This is a genomic window from Sphingomonas sp. TREG-RG-20F-R18-01 (assembly GCF_022662475.1).
In the GTDB taxonomy this organism is placed as follows: Bacteria; Pseudomonadota; Alphaproteobacteria; order Sphingomonadales; family Sphingomonadaceae; genus Sphingomonas.
Genome location: NZ_JAKNQQ010000002.1, coordinates 505,638 through 523,791, shown reverse-complemented (window position 1 = coordinate 523,791; position 18,154 = coordinate 505,638). Strand labels below are relative to the sequence as shown.

The following is an 18,154-nucleotide window of genomic DNA, read 5'->3' as shown; positions in this document are numbered from 1 at the left end:
CGATTAGGCCCTATCAAACCCCAGGAGGAACCGCATGACCCATCGCTTCGACCCCACTTCGCTCCGCGAATATGACATCCGCGGCATCGTCGGCAAGACGCTGGGCACCGCCGACGCCGACGCGATCGGTCGCGGCTTCGGCACGCGCGTGCGCCGCGCCGGCGGCACCCGCGTCGCGGTCGGCTATGACGGCCGCCTGTCCTCGCCCGAGCTCGAAGCCGCGCTCGTCGGCGGGCTGACCGCGGCCGGCGTGGACGTCGTACGGATTGGCATGGGGCCGACCCCGATGCTGTATTACGCCGAGGCCACGCTAGAAGTGGATGGCGGCATCGAGATAACCGGCAGCCATAATCCCTCCGATTACAATGGCTTCAAGATGGTGCTGCAACACAAGCCGTTTTTCGGCGCGGACATCCAGGATCTCGGGCGGATGGCCGAGGAAGGCGATTGGGAGACGGGCGAAGGCACTGTCTCGACCGCCGACGTCGAGGACGAATATGTCGGCCGCCTGATGGCCGGGTTCGCGGGCGGCACCTACAAGATCGGCTGGGACGCGGGCAACGGCGTGTCGGGCCCGATCATCGAGAAGCTGGTCAAGCTCCTCCCGGGTGAGCATCACCTGCTGTTCACCGATGTCGACGGCAAATTTCCCAACCATCATCCCGATCCTACCGATGAAGCCAATCTGGTCGATCTCAAGCGGCTCGTCGCGGAGAAGAACCTCGATTTCGGTCTGGCGTTCGATGGCGACGGCGACCGGATCGGCGCGATCGACGGCGAAGGCCGCGTAATCTGGGGCGACCAGATTCTCTCCATTCTGGCCGAACCTGTTCTCAAGGAGCTTCCCGGCGCGACGATCATCGCCGACGTGAAGGCGTCGCAGATGCTGTACGACCGGGTCGCCGAACTCGGCGGCAAGCCGCTGATGTGGAAGACCGGGCACAGCCTGATCAAGATGAAGATGAAGGAAACCGACAGCCCGCTCGCGGGCGAGATGAGCGGTCACATCTTCTTCGCGCATGAATATTACGGGTTCGACGACGCGCAATATGCGGCCGTCCGCTTCATTCGTGCGGCGCACATGATCGGCAAGTCGGTCACCGAACTGCGCGGCAATATGCCCGCGCTGGTCAATACGCCCGAGATGCGCTTCCAGGTCGATGAGAGCCGCAAGTTCGCGGTGGTCGAGGAAGTGCTCGCGCGGCTCGAGGCGGATGGCGCCGAGGTCGACCGTACCGATGGCGCGCGCGTCAACACCCCCGACGGCTGGTGGCTGCTCCGCGCATCGAACACGCAGGACGTGCTCGTGGCGCGCGCTGAAGCAAAGGACCAGCCCGCGCTCGACCGCCTGCTCGCAATGATCGACGACCAGCTCGAGAAGAGCGGGCTGCAGCGTGGCCCACAGGCGGCGCACTAAGCACCGTTACACCCGTCTTGCCGGGCATCGTCCGGGGTGACGCCGTGAGGGGGGCGAACCCATCGCCCCCCTCGCAATCCGGCGTAAAACACGCCACCTAGGCGCAATGCCTCCCCCCGCGCCCCAGATCATCCGTGTCATCGACCTAGAGACCACCGGCGAAGGCCCGCCGATCCACGGCGTGTGCGAGATCGGCTGGCAGGACGTCGCGCTCCAGAAGGACGGCCGCTGGGAGATCGAGGGCGAAGGCGGCGCGCGGCTCGTCAACCCCGGTCGCCCGATCCCGCCGCTGACCCAGGCGATCCACCATATCCTCGACGAACAGGTCGCCGACGCGCCCTTCTGGCACGATGTCGCGCGCGGGGTGCTCGACCCCTATCCTCGCCGGATCGCGCTCGCAGCGCATCGTGCGGATTACGAACAGAAGTTCTGCACGACCCCGCTGACGCGCGGCGCGCCGTGGATCTGCACGTGGAAATGCGCGCTGCGGCTATGGCCCGATACGCCGAGCTTTTCCAACCAGATGCTGCGCTATTGGCGCAAGCCCGAGGGGATGGTCCACGAGCTCGGCCTGCCCGCGCACCGCGCCTTCCCCGACGCCTATGTCACTGCGTTCCACTTGCGCGACATGTTGAACGAAGTCGGCCCCGAGCAGCTGCTCGCCTGGTCCGCGGTCCCCGGCCTGCTGCCGCGCGTGATCCGCCCCGGACCGGATCGCGGCAAGAGCTGGCAGGAGATCAGCGACGACTCGCTGTCGATCATGCTCGGCGATCGCGACATGGACGTCCGCTTCACCGCCGAGACCGAACTCGCGCGGCGGCGTGGCGGGGGTGTCGTCGGGCGGCCGTCGCCGCAGGGGAAGCTGTTGTAGGGCGCTGTCCGTCCTGGCGGACCGCCCAGTTCCGTTCGCGCCAATTCCGTTCGGGCTAGTTCGCTCGCGCCAGTTCCGTTTGGGCCAGTTTCGTTCTGGCCAGTTCCGTTCGGGCTAGTTCGCTCGCGCCAGTTCCGTTCGAGCTAGTTCCGTTCGAGCTAGTTCCGTTCGAGCTAGTTCCGTTCGAGCTAGTTCGCTCGCGCCAGTTCCGTTTGGGCCAGTTCCGTCCGCGCCAGTTCGCTCGCGCCAGTTCCGTTTCCGCCAGTTCGCTTGCGCTAGTTCCGTCCGGGCCAGTTCGCTTGCGCCAGTTCGCTCGCACCAGTTCGCTCATGCCAGTTCGCTCGCGCCAGTTCCGTTCGGGCTGAGCGAAGTCGAAGCCTCTGCGCAGCGCTGGCCCTTCGACTTCGCTCAGGGCGAACGGAGGGGGATTTGGGACTCCGCTCAGGGCGAACGGTAGCGATCTGCGACTCCGCTCAGGGCGGACGGTGGCGATCGGCAACTTCGCCCAGGGCGGACGGTGGCGATCTGCGACTCCGCTCAGGGCGGACGGTGGCGATCGGCAACTTCGCCCAGGGCGGACGGTGGCGATCTGCGACTTCGCCCAGAGCGTACAGTGGCAAATCGATTGATCGTCATCAACGCCGAGCCACTGGCGTTTGTCGTTGCTGCTGCGTAAGGACACTGCATGTACAAGCGGTTAGTCCAGGGGTTTGGCATCAGCGAAGGCCGTATGGGCCGGTTCCTGGTGGCCTGTATGTCACTTGGATTCCTGCTACTGGTCGCCGCCGGGATCGCTGCGGCCTGGTCGACCGACCAGAACGAGCGTCACACCCGCGACGTCAACCACACCTATGAGGTCGAGCTGTCGATCGACCGCGCGCGGATTGCGATCGAGCAGGGGGAAACCGCGCGGCGCGGCTTTCTGCTAACCGACGATTCGATCTATCTGGCGACCTATCGCGCCGCGATGACCGAGCTTCCCCGCGCGATCAACCGGATCGCCACGCTGACCGCCGACAACCCCCGCCAACAGGCCAATGTCGCTGCGTTGCGCGTCCAGACTGCCGATCTCGCCGCGCAGCGCGAACGCACAATCGCGCTCGCCGCGCGCGGCGACCGCAAGGCGGCGGTCGCGCAGTTCGAGGCCGAGACGAGCGCGCGACGGATGCGCACTGTCCGCGCGCTGGCGGACCGGATGGTCGCCGAGGAACAGCGGCTGCTCAAGATCCGCGACGCCGCGCAACAGAACAGCGTCCGGCTCTTCTACATCACGCTCGCGCTTGCCGGGCTGCTGCTGGCGCTGGTCGCGCTCGTCACGCTGGTGACGGTGCTGCGCTACACCCGCGAACTCGCGACCTCACGCGATACGCTGCGCGACTTCGCCGACACGCTCGAGAACCAGGTCGAGGAACGCACCGCCGACCTCAGCCGCGCGAACGAGGAAATCCAGCGCTTCGCCTATATCGTCAGCCACGACCTGCGCAGCCCGCTGGTCAACGTGATGGGCTTCACCGCCGAGCTCGAGGCAGCGACCGGCGCGATCACCGACCTGATCGACCGCGCCGAGGAGAAGGCCCCCGAGATCGTCAGCGAGGACGCACGTCTCGCCGCGCGCGAGGACCTCCCCGAGGCGATCCGCTTCATCCGCACCTCGACGCAGAAGATGGACCGGCTGATCAACGCGATCCTCAAGCTGTCGCGCCAGGGCCGCCGCGTCATTTCCGCGGAGCCACTCGATCTGGCGACGCTGATCGACGGGATCGGCGCGAGCCTGACGCAGCAGATGGAGCAGCGCGGCGCGACGCTGACGGTCGAGCGCCCGCTTCCCGACCTCGTCAGCGACCGGGTTGCGGTCGAGCAGATCTTTTCCAACCTGATCGAGAATGCGGTCAAATACCTAGATCCCAAGCGCCCCGGCCGGATCGTCGTGCGCGGGCGCCGGGAGGGGAAGCGGATCCGCTATGAGATCGAGGACAATGGCCGCGGCATCGCGCCCGCCGATCACGCGCGCGTGTTCGACCTGTTCCGCCGTTCGGGCACGCAGGACCAGCCGGGCGAAGGGATCGGACTCGCGCATGTCCGCGCCTTGGCGTATCGGCTTGGCGGGGTGATCGACGTCACGTCCGAACTCGGACGCGGCGCGACGTTCCATTTGACGCTTCCGGCACTGTACGCCGAACCCAAGACCGATACCCGAGGAAGCCAGCGATGACCGACCACCAGACCGTCAGCATCATCATGATCGAGGATGACGAGGGGCACGCACGGCTGATCGAGAAGAACATCCGCCGCGCAGGAATCCTCAACGAGATCCAGCATTTCACCGACGGCACCAGCGCGCTCGAATATCTCTTCAACGCCGACAAGGGCCCGGCGCAAGGCGGCCCCGCGCTCGTGCTGCTCGATCTCAACCTGCCCGACATGGGCGGCACCGACATTCTCGCGAAGATCAAGGGCTCGGACGGTCCGCTCAAGCGCACGCCCGTAGTCGTGCTGACGACCACCGACGACAAGGTCGAGATCCAGCGCTGCTACGATCTCGGCTGCAACGTCTACATCACCAAGCCGGTCAATTACGAAAGCTTCGCGCAGGCGATCCGCCAGCTCGGCCTCTTCCTGTCGGTGATCCAGGTCCCCGACGCCGAGGGCCACGGGTGATCGAACAGCCGGTTCAGGCGACCGGGCCAGCGGTCCTCTATATCGACGACGACGCGGGGCTGCGGCGGCTCGCGGCGCGCGCGCTGACGCGGCTCGGGTTTGCCGTCACCGTCGCCGAGGGCGGCGCCGAGGGGCTCGCGCTTGCGCGTGAGCGGCACTTCGACCTGATCGCGGTCGACCATTACATGCCCGGGATGGACGGGATCGAGACGCTCGACGCGATCCGCCAGCTCCCGGACGCACCGCCCGTTGTCTATGTCACGGGGTCGGAGGAAGGCCGGATCGCGGTCGCCGCGCTCAAGGCGGGCGCGTCGGACTATGTCGTCAAGACGGTCGGCAGCGACTTCTTCGACCTGCTCGCCAGCGCCTTCGCGCAGGTGCTCGAACGCGCCGCGCTCGAACGCGACAAGACCGCCGCCGAGGACCAGCTCCGCGCGAGCAACGCCCGGCTCGAGGCGCTGCTGCGCGAGGTCAACCACCGTGTCGCGAACAGCCTGCAGATCGTCTCCGCGATGGTGCGGATGCAGTCGGCCGCGTTGCAGGACGATGGCGCGCGCCTCGCGCTCGAGGATACGCAGCGCCGCATCGCCGCGATCGCGCAGGTCCACCGCCGGCTCTACACCAGCAACGACGTCGAGCAGGTCGACATGCGCGAATATCTCAAAGCGCTGGTCGATGAACTGGGCGAGACCTGGTCGACCCCGACCGCCCCGCGCACGCTCTCGCTGTTCGCCGAACCGATCCGGCTTGCGACCGATCGCGCGGTGTCGCTCGGCGTGATCGTCACCGAGCTCGTCAGTAATGCGTGCAAATATGCGTATCCCATGGGCGGGGGCGAAGTCCGCGTGGTCCTCAGCGGGGATGGCGACGCGCATTTCAAGCTATCGGTCGAGGATGACGGCATCGGCATGGCGGCAGACGCCTCTCCACAGGGAACCGGGGTCGGGACCAAGCTGATCCGCGCGATGGCGCAGAGCCTGCAGACGATCGTCGAGTACGACTCCGTCGGGACGGGCGTTCGCGCAAGCCTTAGGGCTGCGCTCGATTAGTCCAGCGGTTTGCTACTAAAGGCTTAGTCGCGGTCGATCCATGAGTTACTGGCCGTTAACCGGTCCTGCCTAGACCGATCGTCATGCGACGCCCTTCCCTTTCGATAACGGTATCACTCCAGGTGACGCTCGGCGTGCTCGCGCTTCTGGCGATGGCACTGTGGCCCCCGGTTTCGGGAGCGATGTTGCTGGTTCCCTTGATGCAGGGGAATGCCGGAACGCTGGTCACGCTCGCGCGCTCCAGCGGGGCCATGCTTGTGGGAACGGGGCCGCTTCCGGGATCGCTCGTGGTGCTGGGAGACCGGGCGCGCATCACGCGCAAACTCCGCGCCTGGAACGTCCTGTTGATCGCGGCGCCATCCTCGGGGTGCGGGGACGATCGCCTGTTCGGGGCGTCGGCATGACTCGCCTGGTTCCGATGATCGCCCCTCTGTTTGCGCCACAATCGCATCTCCCACCACTGGACACGCTGCGCCGCCGCGGGGTCCAGCTTTGGGCGTTGCTCGGCTGGGTTTCGCTCGGGCTGCTGCTGTTGGGCAATGCGCTCCTTCACGCCGGCGCGGGGTGGGCGCTGCTCGGCATCGGAGCCTTGGTCAATATCGCGCCGACGGCCATGGCGCTGTCGGGGCGCCACGATGCCGAAGCGCGCACGGTCATGGGGACGACCGCCACGATCGTACCCGCCATGCTCGTGTTTCTGCTGAAAGGGCATCCCTGGCAGATGGATGCCCACATGTATTTCTTCGTCGGCATGGCCGCGCTCGTCATGCTGGCCGACTGGCGTCCGATCGTGCTGGCGACGGGGCTGACCGCGGTGCATCATGTCGCGCTGGAAGGCCTGGCGCCGGAATGGGTCTTTTCGGGAAGCGGGAATATCGGGCGGATCCTGTTCCACGTCGTTGCGGTCGGCCTGCAATGCAGCGTGCTGGTGCTGTTGATGGTACAGCTGGAGCGCCTGTTCAAGGAACAGGAGGCGGCACTGCGACGGTCGCAGGACCTGACCGAGGCTGCCGAGGCGGGGCAGCGGCAGACCGAGCTGGCGATGCAGCAGGCGCGACATGCCGAGGCGGACGCAGCGCGCGAGCGTCACGAGCGGGAGACCCAGGCGGATCGACTCGCGCAATCGCGGCGGGGCGAGCTGATCGCGATCGCCAACGAATTCGAGCGCTCGGTCACATCGGTGATCAAGGCGATCGGCGAGGCGACCGAACGGCTCGAACAGGGCGCGGTCCAGCTGGAGCGCATTACCGGCAGCACGACGCGCGAGGCGGACGAGGTCGCCGTCGGGGCCGGGCAGGCCGCGCAGGATATCGCGCAGGTCGCCGCGACGATCCGTACGCTGTCCGAATCGGTCCAGACGATTGCGATCGCCGCCGACCGCCAATCGGCGCTGACCGAAACGGCGAGCAGCGAGGCCAAGCGGAGCGTCCAGACGGTCGCCATGCTGGAGGAACATGCCGTTCAGATCGAAGGCTTCCTCGCCGACATCCGGAAGATCGCCGCGCAGACCAACCTGCTCGCGCTCAACGCGACGATCGAGGCGGCACGCGCCGGCGATGCCGGGCGCGGCTTTGCCGTCGTTGCGGGGGAGGTCAAGACGCTATCGGCAGACACCACCCGGGCAAGCGACCGGATCGGCAGCCTGATATCGGGCATCCGGGAGGGCGTGGCCGACACCAGCGAAAAGCTGCGCAGCGTCAACGGCGCGATCGGGCAGGTATCGCTCGCGGCGTCGGGAATTGCGACGGCGGTCGCCGAGCAACGGCTGACCGCGCAGGACGTCGACGCGGGTGCCGCACGGGCCGCCTCCACCGCGGACGAGGTCGAACGGCGTATTGCCAACGTCGCGCGTGCCGGGGGAACGGCGTCGTCGCTCTCCGCCGACGTGAGCAGAAGCGCGGGCGAACTGGCCGTCAGCGCCCGTGACCTGCTCCGCTCGACCGATCGCTTCGTTTCGTTCCTGCAAGCCGAAGAGGCGGTTGCCGCCTAGCCGCCAGACCTGCTGTCGCGGATCGCCGCCGCTCAGCGCGGCTTGCGGAAGCGATAGACGAACTGGTCGGTCTTGCCGCGGATCGCCGAGTCGAAGACGGCGGCGCTGTGGTCGTCGGCAGGATTGCGCAACACGTCGCTTTCCCCATCGAACACGAACCCGGCCTTGACGACTTCGGCCTTGACCGCCGCGGGATCGATCCGGTGCTTGGTCGAGGTGCCGGCCAATCCGCTGCCCGGCGCATCCGCATGATCGATCACGATATAGGTACCCCCCGGCTTGAGCGCGGCGAAGACCTGCCTGTTGAACGCATCGAGCGTCGCCTCGCCACCGGGCACGTTGTTGACGTCGTGATAATTCTGGACGGTCCAGAACAGGTCGACCGGCTCCGAGGCGCGCACGCCCGCGCCGGACATCACGGTCAGCGAGGTATTGGAGAGATGCCGAGCCTCCAGCGCGGGGACGGCCTTCTCGGCGAATCTGGCGGCGGCGGCTGGCCAGATCGCATAGACATGCCCGGCCTTGCCGACGATGCCGGAGAAGATCCGCGTCCAGTACCCCGAGCCCGGGAAGAAATCGAGGACCTCGTCTCCGGGCCCGACACCCGAGAAAGCAAGAACCTCCGAGGCCTTGCGCCGCGCGTCGTCGCCTTGCTGATCGGCGCGGGCGGGATCGGCAAGCGCCTTGGCAACCGCGCGCTGCGTATCCTTGACCGCGTGCCGGGAGGCCGGCGCAACCGTCGCCGCACCTGCAGCGGAAGAAATCAAGGCGGTCGCCGCCAAGGTTGTCAGGATCGTGCGCATCATCGTCTCCCCCGTCCGCAACGGCCCGTCACGGTTTTGCGCAGTTCACCATAACGCACGCGTTCCAACAAGCCGTCTGGCGACGAATTATCGCGCGGACCCGGCGATCGTTGCGGAAGCGAGATGGATCGATATGCCTGCCGCACCGTTCCCGCTGGCATTCGTTCATGACGTTTCGTTCATAAATTTCGGAGACACGCCGCATGCCCTCTGGTCTGGTCGCCCTGCTCGACGACGTCGCGGCGATCGCAAAGCTTGCCGCGGCCTCGGTCGACGATGTCGCGGCGGCATCGATGAAGGCGTCGTCCAAGGCGGTCGGTGTCGTGGTCGACGATGCGGCGGTGACCCCCAAATACGTCTCGGGCCTCACCCCGGCGCGCGAACTGCCGATCATCTGGCGGATCGCCAAGGGGTCGCTCCGCAACAAGCTGCTGTTCCTGCTTCCCGCCGCGCTGCTGCTGAGTGCGTTCGTGCCGTGGATCATCACTCCGATCCTGATGATCGGCGGGCTTTATCTCGCGTTCGAGGGGGCGGAGAAGATTCTCGGGAGCCTGCTCGGGCATCACGCTGCCGAGGACGAGGCGGCAGCGGGCGAGCAAAGCCCCGAACAGCTCGAGACCAGCAAGGTCGCGGGCGCGGTGCGGACCGACCTGATCCTGTCGGCCGAAATCATGGCGATCGCGCTCGCCGAAGTGTCCGACCAGCCGATCGTCACCCAGGCCGCCGCGCTGATCGCGGTATCGTTAGTGATCACCGCGGGGGTGTACGGGGTCGTCGGGCTGATCGTGAAGATGGACGATATCGGGCTGCATCTCGCGCAGCGCGAGAACGCGGTGACGCAGCGGATCGGGCGCGGGATGGTCGCCGCGATGCCCGTCGTGCTCGGCGCGATTGCGAAGATCGGGACGGTCGCGATGCTGTGGGTCGGCGGCGGCATCCTGGTCCACGGGCTCGAGGAGTTCCACTTCACCACGATCCCGCATACCGCTGAGGTGGTCGCTGCGTGGTTCGCGGGGCTGCTGTCGTTCGCGCCGGGGATCGGCCATTGGTTCGGCTTTGCGCTGGCTTCGGCGGTGGTCGGGCTGGTCGCGGGGGGCATACTCGCGCTGATCGTCCCGCGGATCATGGCGTTGTTCGGCAAGGGGACCGCGCATTGAGGGGAGTGCCAATGCCCATAATTACTTCCCCGGCGAAGGCCGGGGCCCAGTAGCGGGCCGGTCATGGCGGACGCTGCGCTCCCTTACTCGAGCCCTCGCTACTGGGCCCCGGCCTTCGCCGGGGAAGTGCAGGGAGAGATAGAAGAGAGCTTGGACGATCCCTCCGCCGCCCCCCTCAGCAAGGCCGCTTCGTCCCCGCATCGGGAATCACCCGCAACCGGCGCTTTCCCCAGTAACTCAGGTCCATCGACATCCGCACCGGCAAACCCGCGCGCGTATAGACGATCTGGTCGCCACGATCGCCCGTGCCGGTGCTGCAATTGCGCCAATGCTCCGCATCGAGCACGTCGGTGATCTTGTAGACCGCATATTGGTCCGCCTCGTGCCACACGATCAGCTGGTCGAACCCGCCGCTGCCGTCATGCCCTGCGAGATCGACCGCCGCCTCGAACGGCCCCGCGCCTTTCACCGTCACACCGTGTCGTCGGCAGCGCAGGCTGTCCCAATCGGGCTGGACGCAGTCGGTGAACCCCGCGCGGCGCGCATCGGCGAGGCTGCCGCGCACCGGCAGCCCCTCGAACAAAAGCGACGGCGGTGGGGTGCGCTGCGGCCCGCACCCCGCGAGGAGCAGTGCAGCGCCGATCAGCGCGACCCGTACCGCCGAGGCGTCAGACGTCGAGATTGGCGACGCTCAGCGCATTCTCCTGGATGAATTCGCGGCGCGGTTCGACCACATCGCCCATCAGCCGGGTGAAAATCTCGTCCGCGACATCGGCCTGGTCGACCTCGACGCGGAGCATCGAGCGGTTCTGCGGGTCGAGCGTGGTTTCCCACAACTGATCCGCGTTCATCTCGCCAAGCCCCTTGTAGCGCTGGATCGCCAGACCCTTGCGGCCAGCGGTCAGGATCGCGTCGAGCAGCTGCGACGGGCGCGCGACCATCGTCGCGCCCTTGCTCACCGTCGCGGGCGCACCGGCACGGCCACCCTCGGGCGCGGTCGCCTCGGCTTCGTCCGCCGCCGCATCGGCTTCCGCCTGTGCCGCTGCCGCCGCCTTGTTCGACACGAGACGGGCTGTATCGACGAACGCCTCGGCCTGTTCCGCCGCGAGCGCGTGGAGCTTGCGCGCCTCCGCCGAGCCGAGGAACGCCGCCTCGATGATGTGGTGATCGGTCACGCCGCGCCACACGCGCTCGACATGGAAGCCGCCGTCCTCGGCAAGCGTCGCCGACCAGCGTGCATCCTGATCCGCCGCGTCGAGCCCGCGCACGACCTGCACCACGCGCTCGCGCCGTGCGTCCATGTCGAGCGCCGGATCGAGCGCGCCGCCCATCGCAAGCGCCTCGACGATCGTCGGGTCGTAGCGCCGCGGCACGAAGCGCATCAGCGTCCGCATCCGCCGCGCATGATCGACCAGCGTCCGCAGGTCCGCCCCCGATCGCGACCCCTGCGCACCCTCGAGCACGACGCTCGCGACGCCATTCTCGACCAGATATTCGTCGAGCGCGCTGTCGTCCTTGAGATACACTTCGGACCGCCCGCGCGTCGCTTTGTACAGCGGCGGCTGCGCGATGTAGAGGTGCCCCTTGGTGATGATCTCGGGCATCTGGCGGTAGAAGAACGTCAAAAGCAGCGTGCGGATATGCGCGCCATCGACGTCTGCGTCGGTCATGATCACGATCTTGTGGTAGCGCAGCTTCTCGACATTGAAGTCGTCGCGTCCGATCCCGGTGCCCATCGCCTGGATCAGCGTGCCGATCTCCTTCGACGACAGCATCCGGTCGAACCGTGCGCGCTCGACGTTGAGGATCTTGCCGCGCAACGGCAAGATCGCCTGGAAATGCCGGTCACGCCCCTGCTTGGCCGAACCGCCTGCCGAGTCACCCTCGACCAGGAACAGCTCGGACTTCGCCGGATCGCGCTCCTGGCAATCCGCGAGCTTGCCCGGGAGCGACGCGATGTCCATCACGCCCTTGCGCCGGGTCAGCTCGCGCGCCTTCTTGGCGGCTTCGCGCGCCGCGGCGGCGTCGATGATCTTGAGCACGATCGCCTTGCCGTGCGCCGGGTTTTCCTCGAGCCATTCCGCAAGCTTGTCCGCCATCAGCGATTCGAGCGGCTGGCGCACCTCGGACGAGACGAGCTTGTCCTTGGTCTGGCTGCTGAACTTGGGGTCGGGCAGCTTGACCGAGACGATCGCGGTGAGGCCCTCGCGCATGTCGTCGCCGGTGAGGCTGACCTTCTCCTTCTTCAACATGCCGGATTTCTCGGCATAATTGTTGAGGGTGCGGGTCATCGCCGCGCGGAACGCCGCCATGTGCGTGCCGCCGTCGCGCTGCGGGATGTTGTTGGTGAAGGCGAGGACGTTCTCGTAATAAGAATCGTTCCACTCGAGCGCGACGTCGATCGTGACGTCGTCGCGCGTGCCGCTGATCGCGACCGGCTCGGGCATCAGCGCGGCCTTGTTGCGATCGAGATATTTCACGAACGCGGCGATCCCGCCCTCGTAATAGAGCTCGATCGTCTTCACGTCCTCGTGCCGTGCGTCGTTGAGGAACAACCGCACGCCCGAATTGAGGAACGCGAGCTCGCGATAGCGATGCTCGAGCTTGTCGAAGTCGAATTCGGTGATCTTGAACGTGGCGGGCGACGGGAAGAAGGTGACGCGCGTCCCCTTCTTGCCCGGCGCGGGGCCGACGATCTTGAGCGGGGCCACCGCATCGCCGAACGCGAAGCGCATGTAATGCTCCTGCTCGTCGCGGAAGATCGTGAGATCCAGCCACTCGGACAATGCGTTGACGACCGAGACGCCGACGCCGTGGAGCCCGCCCGAGACCTTGTACGCATTGTCGTTCGAAGTGTTCTCGAACTTACCCCCCGCGTGGAGCTGGGTCATGATCACCTCGGCGGCGCTGACGCCTTCCTCGGTGTGGATCCCGGTCGGGATGCCGCGACCGTTATCCTCGACCGTGACCGATCCGTCGGCGTTGAGCGTGATGTCGATCCGGTCGCAATGCCCGGCGAGCGCCTCGTCGATCGCATTGTCGGAGACTTCGAACACCATGTGGTGGAGGCCCGAGCCATCGTCGGTATCGCCGATATACATGCCGGGGCGTTTGCGCACTGCGTCGAGGCCCTTGAGCACCTTGATCGAGTCTGCGCCATAGTCGTTGGTATTGGGGTCTTCTGCCATGCCAAGCGTATAGGGATTCAGGGCTGGAAACGGAAGCGAAATGGCATCGGCAACCCCATCACCCCGCCGACGGCCGGGGCCGCCACGTTGGTCGCGCAACGGACAGCCCCAGGAAGCAACCGTCATCCCCGCCACCCCGCAGCCGCGGCCTCCGCGAAACCTCCATCCAGCGTCACCCTGAACTTGTTTCAGGGTCCACTGCGGACCAAGTCCGGTCCGTGCCGGCTGCACGGTGGATGCTGAAACGAGTTCAGCATGACGGCGGTTGTGGGCGGCGCGGTCGCATATCACCGCGACCGCGCCTTTGGCAGAGGCATCGCCTCCGCCGGGGTGACGGCGCGCGTTAACGCGCGAACCGGTCGGCGCGCTGTCCCAGCAACGTCACCTCGACGCGGCGGTTCTGGCGCATCCCCTGCGGCGTGGCGTTGGGCGCGACCGGATTGGCCTCGCCATGCCCGACCACCGAGAAGCGCGCGCGAGTCACGCCCATCTGGTCGAACGCGGTGCGCACCGCATCCGCGCGGCGCTCGGACAGCGCCTGGTTGTGCGCATCGGTCCCGCGCGAATCGGTGTAGCCGTCGATCGCGACGCGCACCCCCGCTTCCGACCGCAGATAGTCGGCCAGCCCCTTGAGCTTGTCGATCGCGCCGGGGCGCAGCACCGCGCTGTCGGTCGCGAACAGCACGTCCTCGTCGAGCCGCATCATCGCGCCGCGCGAGGTCTGGCGGAAACCGTAGCCGCGCATCGCGCCCTGGTCCCAGCCTCCGCGCGGCGGTCCGCGGCGGTCCTCGACCACGACGACGCGGTCGCGCGACGCCCAGTCGAACCGGTCGCGGCGCGGGCCGGCGGCCTGCGCGAACGCGCGGTTGGCGGCATCCGCCTCGCGCGGATTGATCCGGCCATCGCGGTTGAAGTCGAAATTGCGCATGACGAACGCACGCCCGCGGTTGGTCCCGCGCAGTTCGGGGAACAGGATCGGCACGCCCGCGCCAATCAGGCGATAGTCGCGGTCGCCCGGGCGGCCACCACCCCAGTCCCACCGCTCCTGCGCGGCGGCGGGCATCGCGCTTCCCGCGATGGCAATGGCGGCGACAGCGGCGGTAAGGATCGACTTGCGAATTATCGTCATCGTGAAACTCCCAGGCCCCCGCCCGATGCCGGGGGTTTGAGCGCGAGCGCTTGAACCGGGGGTGAGTTCCCTCGACAGCCGGGGTTCAGGCGGCGACCTGCCTCAGCGTGAGACGCAGCGCGTCGCGCCCGAGGTCCGCGAACAGCGCATCCTCGGTCCCGGTCATCCACACCTGCCCGATCCCTGCAAGTCGCGCGAACAGCGCCGCGCGCCGGACCGGATCGAGATGTGCCGCGACTTCGTCGAGCAACAGCACCGGCGCCATCCCGGTCCGCTCGGCGACGAGATCGGCATGCGCGAGGATCAGCCCGAGCAGCAACGCCTTCTGCTCGCCGGTCGAACACAGCCCCGCCGCCTGCGCCTTGCCGAGATGCGTCACCGCCAGATCGCTGCGATGCGGGCCGACCAGCGCGCGCCCCGCGGCGGCATCGCGCGCGCGGCCCGCCGCGAGGTCCGCCGCGAGCGTCTCTCCCGCCCCGGTCCAGCCGGTCAGCTCGAGCCCGGCGCGCGCGAACGGCCCGTCGGGCTGCTCGACCAGCCGCGCGCCGAGCGCGGCGACCGTATCGCGCCGCGCGAGATCGATCGCGCTCCCATGCTCCGCCATCTGCGCCTCGAGCGCGCTCAACCACTCACGGTCGGGCCGTCCCTCCTCGCCAAGCAGCCGGTTGCGCGCGCGCATCGCGGCCTCGTAGCGGTTGGCGTGGACCGCATGGCCGGGGCTGAGCGCGAGCGTCAGCCGGTCGAGGAACCGCCGCCGCTCGCCCGCAGGCTCGACGAACAGCCGGTCCATCGCGGGGGTGAGCCACAGCACGGTCAGCCATTCCGCGAGTTGCGTCGCCGCGACCGCAGAACCCTGCACCCGCACGATCCGCCGCTCGGGCGCGCTCGCCTGCGTGCCGGTCGCGAGCGCGACGTCGCCGCTGAGGTCGCTCGCGATCCCGAATCCGCCCGGCCCGTCCTGCCGCGCCATCTCGCCCAGCCCCGCGCGCCGCAGCCCGCGCCCGGGCGCGAGCAACGATACCGCCTCGAGCACGTTGGTCTTGCCCGCGCCATTCTCGCCGGTGAGCACCACGAACCCGGGGCCCGGCGCGATCGCCAGCGCGGCGTGATTGCGGAAATTGGTGAGGACCAGACGCGTCAACATTGCCACCGCTCTACCCTGTCACGCGCGTTTCGCAATTTGCGTGATGATGCAGGAACGATACGGCGCGCAGACCGCTTCGCCGTCACCCCCTTCGGACAAAGGACACCCCGATGCGCCTGCCACCGATCGCCCCCGCCGACCTGACGCCAGACCAGAAGCCGTTGTACGACGACATGAAGCAAGGCATCGCGTCGAGCTTCTCCGCATTCAAGACGGTGGATGCCGATGGCGCGCTGATCGGCCCATGGAACCCGTGGCTGCATGAGCCGGTGATCGGCAAGGCGGTGTGGGCGCTGACGAAAGCGATGACCGCGCAGGCGACGCTCAGGGACGAGCCGCGCCAGATCGCGATCCTCGTGACCGGCGCGCATTTCGACGCGGCGTATGAGATCTACGCGCATATCGCGGTTGCCGAGCAGGAACAGATGCCCGCCAAGCGACTGTCCGAACTGTGCGCCAACATAAAGCCGACCGACCTGTCGCCGGAAGAAGGCGTCGCCTATGACGTCGCGTTCGCGCTGGTGAATGGCGGGGTACTGCCCGAGCCCTGCTACCGCCTAGCGCTCGAGACGTTCGGGCAGCATGGCACCAACGAGCTGATCTATCTGGTCGGGCTCTATGCCCTGGTGTCGATGACACTGAATGGCTTCAACGTGCCGGTACCCGAGCGAGAATGACGCCGGGTGCCATATCGGGATTGTCGCGCAATCCACTGGACCACGTCATCGCCGGTCCAGCATTGCGACGGTAATCCCGGCCGAGGCCGGGATTACCGTCGCCAATCATGCCGCAAGCTGTGCCGCTTCCCCACGCCGCTCGCTGAGATAGGACGCCAATTCCGGCCCCAATTCGCGTTGCGCCTTGAGATAGGCGACCGGCGTCGCGATTCCGAGCCGCGCGCGCGCCATATCGATAGGCTCGGCGAGCAGCGCGAGATAATCCTCGCCCGAAATCCATTTTGCACGCCGCCCGTTGCGATACCCCTCCCAAACCGCACGTGCGAACAGCGTGTTGCGGGTCACCTTCAGGCTCTTGAGTGCCGCCGCGCCGCCGATGAAGGCCCAGCCAAGTCCACCGACCTGCGCGTAGCTGAACGCGACGAGACACGCCTCGCCCAGCGATTCGTTCGCCTTGTAGTCGGTCAGCACATGCCAGATGTCGTGCGTGTCGCGGACCCGCCGCCCGAACCAGGCATAGGGATGCGCGACCTGATCCTCGCTGATCACCTTGCTCACCTGGACCAGCCCGTCGGCGGAATAGCCGGTCGACTCGAGGAAATCGCGATAGGCGGCGCCAACCGTGCCGGGCGCGAACGACGCGACGAACGCCCTGTCCGAAAACCGCTCGGCAAGTTCGACCTGTTCGCTCGCCAGCCTGCCGCCCTGCTGGGTCGAGAGCAGGCGCGCATAGTTCATCGGCGTATTGCCGACGTTGAGGGCGCGCATGATACGGAAAACCTGGGTCGTATCGTCGCCGTTCGCGAGCAGCTTGCGTATCGCGTCGAACGCGGTGCGCCAGTCGCGCCGTCCGCTGGTACCGGGGAACGGGGGAAGCGTGGCCATCGACTCGGCTCCTTACTGACAAGTATGTTAGTAAAAACCCGAGCGCGCTATGTCAATCCTGCCGTGCCGCCACCGCGCTTCCGCCAAAGACCACGCCCTGCCGCCCCTGTGGTGTGAACAGGCCATAGATCATCGCACTCTCGGGCTTGCTCGCCGCATCGAGCAGCGCGACCTGCTCGGGCGGCAAGCGCAGGTCGGTCGCCGCGATATTGTCGTGGAGCTGTTCGACCCGGCTCACCCCCATCAGCGCGGTATCGACCCCCGCACGCCCGAGTACCCACGCCAGCGCAACGCGCGCGGGTGTCTCCCCGAGCGCCTCCGCCACCCCGCGCAGCGCATCGACGATCCGCCAGTTGCGCTCGGTGAACAGCGTGTCGCCAAACGGGTTCGCACCATCCAGCCGCTGGTCGCCCTCCGCGCGCGACACGCCGGTGCCGGCAGCGCTCGGCAGTCCACCCGCGCGTGGCGCTCCCGCTTCTACGCGCGCGCGGTCGTACTTTCCGGTGAGCAGCCCGTAGGCCAGCGGGCTCCACGGCATCATTCCCATACCCGTGTCGCGCGCGAGCGGCAGATGCTCGGCCTCCACTTCGCGACTGACCAGCGAATAGAAATATTGCAGCGCGATCGGCCCGGGCACCCCGTGGACGGCCGCAAGGGTCGTCAGCTTGGCGACATACCAGGCCGGTGCGTTCGACATGCCCCAGTAGCGGATCTTGCCCGCGCGGACGAGGCTTGCCATCGTCTGGAGCAGCTCCTCGGCCGGCGTCACCGAATCCCACACATGGATCCAGTAGAGATCGACGTAATCGGTCCTGAGCCGGCGCAGCGATCCCTCCAGCGCCGCATGGATGTGCCGTGCGCCATTGCCGCCCGCATGCGGCCCCGATCCCACCGCGAACCCCACCTTGGTCGCAACCACGATCCGGTCCCGCACACCGCGCGCCGCGATCATCGCGCCGAGCATCTCCTCGCTGCGGCCGCTGGCATAGACGTCGGCGGTATCGACGATATTGCCACCCGCCCCGACATAGGCGTCGAACACCGCTTCGGCCGCAGGCTGCTCCATTCCCCAGCGCGCGACCCCGAACGTCATCGTGCCGAGCGCCAGCGGGCTGACCACGAGGCCCGAACGGCCAAGGGTACGATAATCGGTGAGCGCCATGATCGGGACTTCCATAGGGATCGA

At 67.4% G+C, this 18,154-nt stretch carries 16 protein-coding genes; 9 read left to right on the top strand and 7 right to left on the bottom strand.

Translation table 11 applies throughout. The annotated features are described in order from the left end of the window. The first annotated feature begins 34 nt into the window (after positions 1–34). From L8K25_RS07975 to L8K25_RS07945, 7 genes are all read left to right on the top strand, one after another. Positions 35–1,417 carry a phosphomannomutase/phosphoglucomutase gene (locus L8K25_RS07975; protein ID WP_242138355.1) on the top strand — a complete coding sequence of 461 codons (1,383 nt, stop codon included), beginning with the start codon at positions 35–37 and terminating at the stop codon, positions 1,415–1,417. Between the two features lie 106 nt (positions 1,418–1,523). Next, positions 1,524–2,288: a 3'-5' exonuclease gene (locus tag L8K25_RS07970; protein WP_242138354.1), complete on the top strand. Its 765-nt coding sequence runs from the start codon at positions 1,524–1,526 to the stop codon at positions 2,286–2,288. A gap of 685 nt (positions 2,289–2,973) precedes the next feature. After that, positions 2,974–4,500 (top strand): sensor histidine kinase, encoded by a 1,527-nt coding sequence (locus L8K25_RS07965; protein ID WP_242138353.1) that lies wholly within the window; start codon positions 2,974–2,976, stop codon positions 4,498–4,500. After that, the gene (locus tag L8K25_RS07960) at positions 4,497–4,946 is read left to right on the top strand and encodes a response regulator (protein WP_242138352.1); all 450 of its coding nucleotides are present in this window, start codon (positions 4,497–4,499) and stop codon (positions 4,944–4,946) included. The genes L8K25_RS07965 and L8K25_RS07960 overlap by 4 nt, the downstream gene beginning before the upstream one ends. Beyond that, entirely contained in the window at positions 4,943–5,995 is a 1,053-nt protein-coding gene (locus L8K25_RS07955) for a response regulator (RefSeq protein ID WP_242138351.1), read from the top strand. Before L8K25_RS07960 ends, L8K25_RS07955 begins: the two co-directional genes overlap by 4 nt. A gap of 83 nt (positions 5,996–6,078) precedes the next feature. Next, the gene (locus L8K25_RS07950) at positions 6,079–6,399 is read left to right on the top strand and encodes a hypothetical protein (protein WP_242138350.1); all 321 of its coding nucleotides are present in this window, start codon (positions 6,079–6,081) and stop codon (positions 6,397–6,399) included. After that, a complete protein-coding gene (locus L8K25_RS07945; RefSeq protein WP_242138349.1) occupies positions 6,396–7,985 on the top strand; it encodes a methyl-accepting chemotaxis protein in 1,590 nt (529 codons plus the stop codon). Before L8K25_RS07950 ends, L8K25_RS07945 begins: the two co-directional genes overlap by 4 nt. Before the next feature lie 32 nt (positions 7,986–8,017). On the opposite strand, the gene L8K25_RS07940 is transcribed toward L8K25_RS07945, so the two are convergent. Next, a complete protein-coding gene (locus tag L8K25_RS07940) occupies positions 8,018–8,791 on the bottom strand; it encodes a methyltransferase (RefSeq protein WP_242138348.1) in 774 nt (257 codons plus the stop codon). 200 nt (positions 8,792–8,991) lie between these two features. Here L8K25_RS07940 and L8K25_RS07935 point away from each other — a divergent pair, with 200 nt between their 5' ends. Further along, on the top strand, positions 8,992–9,945 hold the full coding sequence (locus tag L8K25_RS07935; RefSeq protein WP_242138347.1) for a DUF808 domain-containing protein: 954 nt from the start codon (positions 8,992–8,994) through the stop codon (positions 9,943–9,945). A gap of 175 nt (positions 9,946–10,120) precedes the next feature. On the opposite strand, the gene L8K25_RS07930 is transcribed toward L8K25_RS07935, so the two are convergent. The 4 genes from L8K25_RS07930 to recF all read right to left on the bottom strand — a co-directional run bounded on the left by L8K25_RS07930 (position 10,121) and on the right by recF (position 15,406). After that, complete coding sequence (locus L8K25_RS07930) at positions 10,121–10,510, bottom strand: hypothetical protein (protein WP_242138346.1); 390 nt, start codon at positions 10,508–10,510, stop codon at positions 10,121–10,123. Positions 10,511–10,613: 103 nt separating this feature from the next. Further along, positions 10,614–13,133 (bottom strand): DNA topoisomerase (ATP-hydrolyzing) subunit B, encoded by a 2,520-nt coding sequence (gene gyrB, locus L8K25_RS07925; RefSeq protein ID WP_242138345.1) that lies wholly within the window; start codon positions 13,131–13,133, stop codon positions 10,614–10,616. A gap of 343 nt (positions 13,134–13,476) precedes the next feature. Next, a complete protein-coding gene (locus L8K25_RS07920) occupies positions 13,477–14,262 on the bottom strand; it encodes an OmpA family protein (protein ID WP_242138344.1) in 786 nt (261 codons plus the stop codon). Positions 14,263–14,347: 85 nt separating this feature from the next. Continuing rightward, positions 14,348–15,406, bottom strand: coding sequence for a DNA replication/repair protein RecF (gene recF, locus L8K25_RS07915; RefSeq protein ID WP_242138343.1), 1,059 nt, complete (start codon positions 15,404–15,406; stop codon positions 14,348–14,350). 110 nt (positions 15,407–15,516) lie between these two features. On the opposite strand from recF, the gene L8K25_RS07910 reads away from it, so the two are divergent. Further along, complete coding sequence (locus L8K25_RS07910; RefSeq protein ID WP_242138342.1) at positions 15,517–16,083, top strand: carboxymuconolactone decarboxylase family protein; 567 nt, start codon at positions 15,517–15,519, stop codon at positions 16,081–16,083. Positions 16,084–16,188: 105 nt separating this feature from the next. Here L8K25_RS07910 and L8K25_RS07905 read toward each other — a convergent pair whose 3' ends face one another. Further along, complete coding sequence (locus L8K25_RS07905) at positions 16,189–16,968, bottom strand: Coq4 family protein (RefSeq protein ID WP_242138341.1); 780 nt, start codon at positions 16,966–16,968, stop codon at positions 16,189–16,191. Between the two features lie 52 nt (positions 16,969–17,020). Further along, positions 17,021–18,130 (bottom strand): aldo/keto reductase, encoded by a 1,110-nt coding sequence (locus tag L8K25_RS07900; RefSeq protein ID WP_242138340.1) that lies wholly within the window; start codon positions 18,128–18,130, stop codon positions 17,021–17,023. Positions 18,131–18,154: the final 24 nt, after the last annotated feature.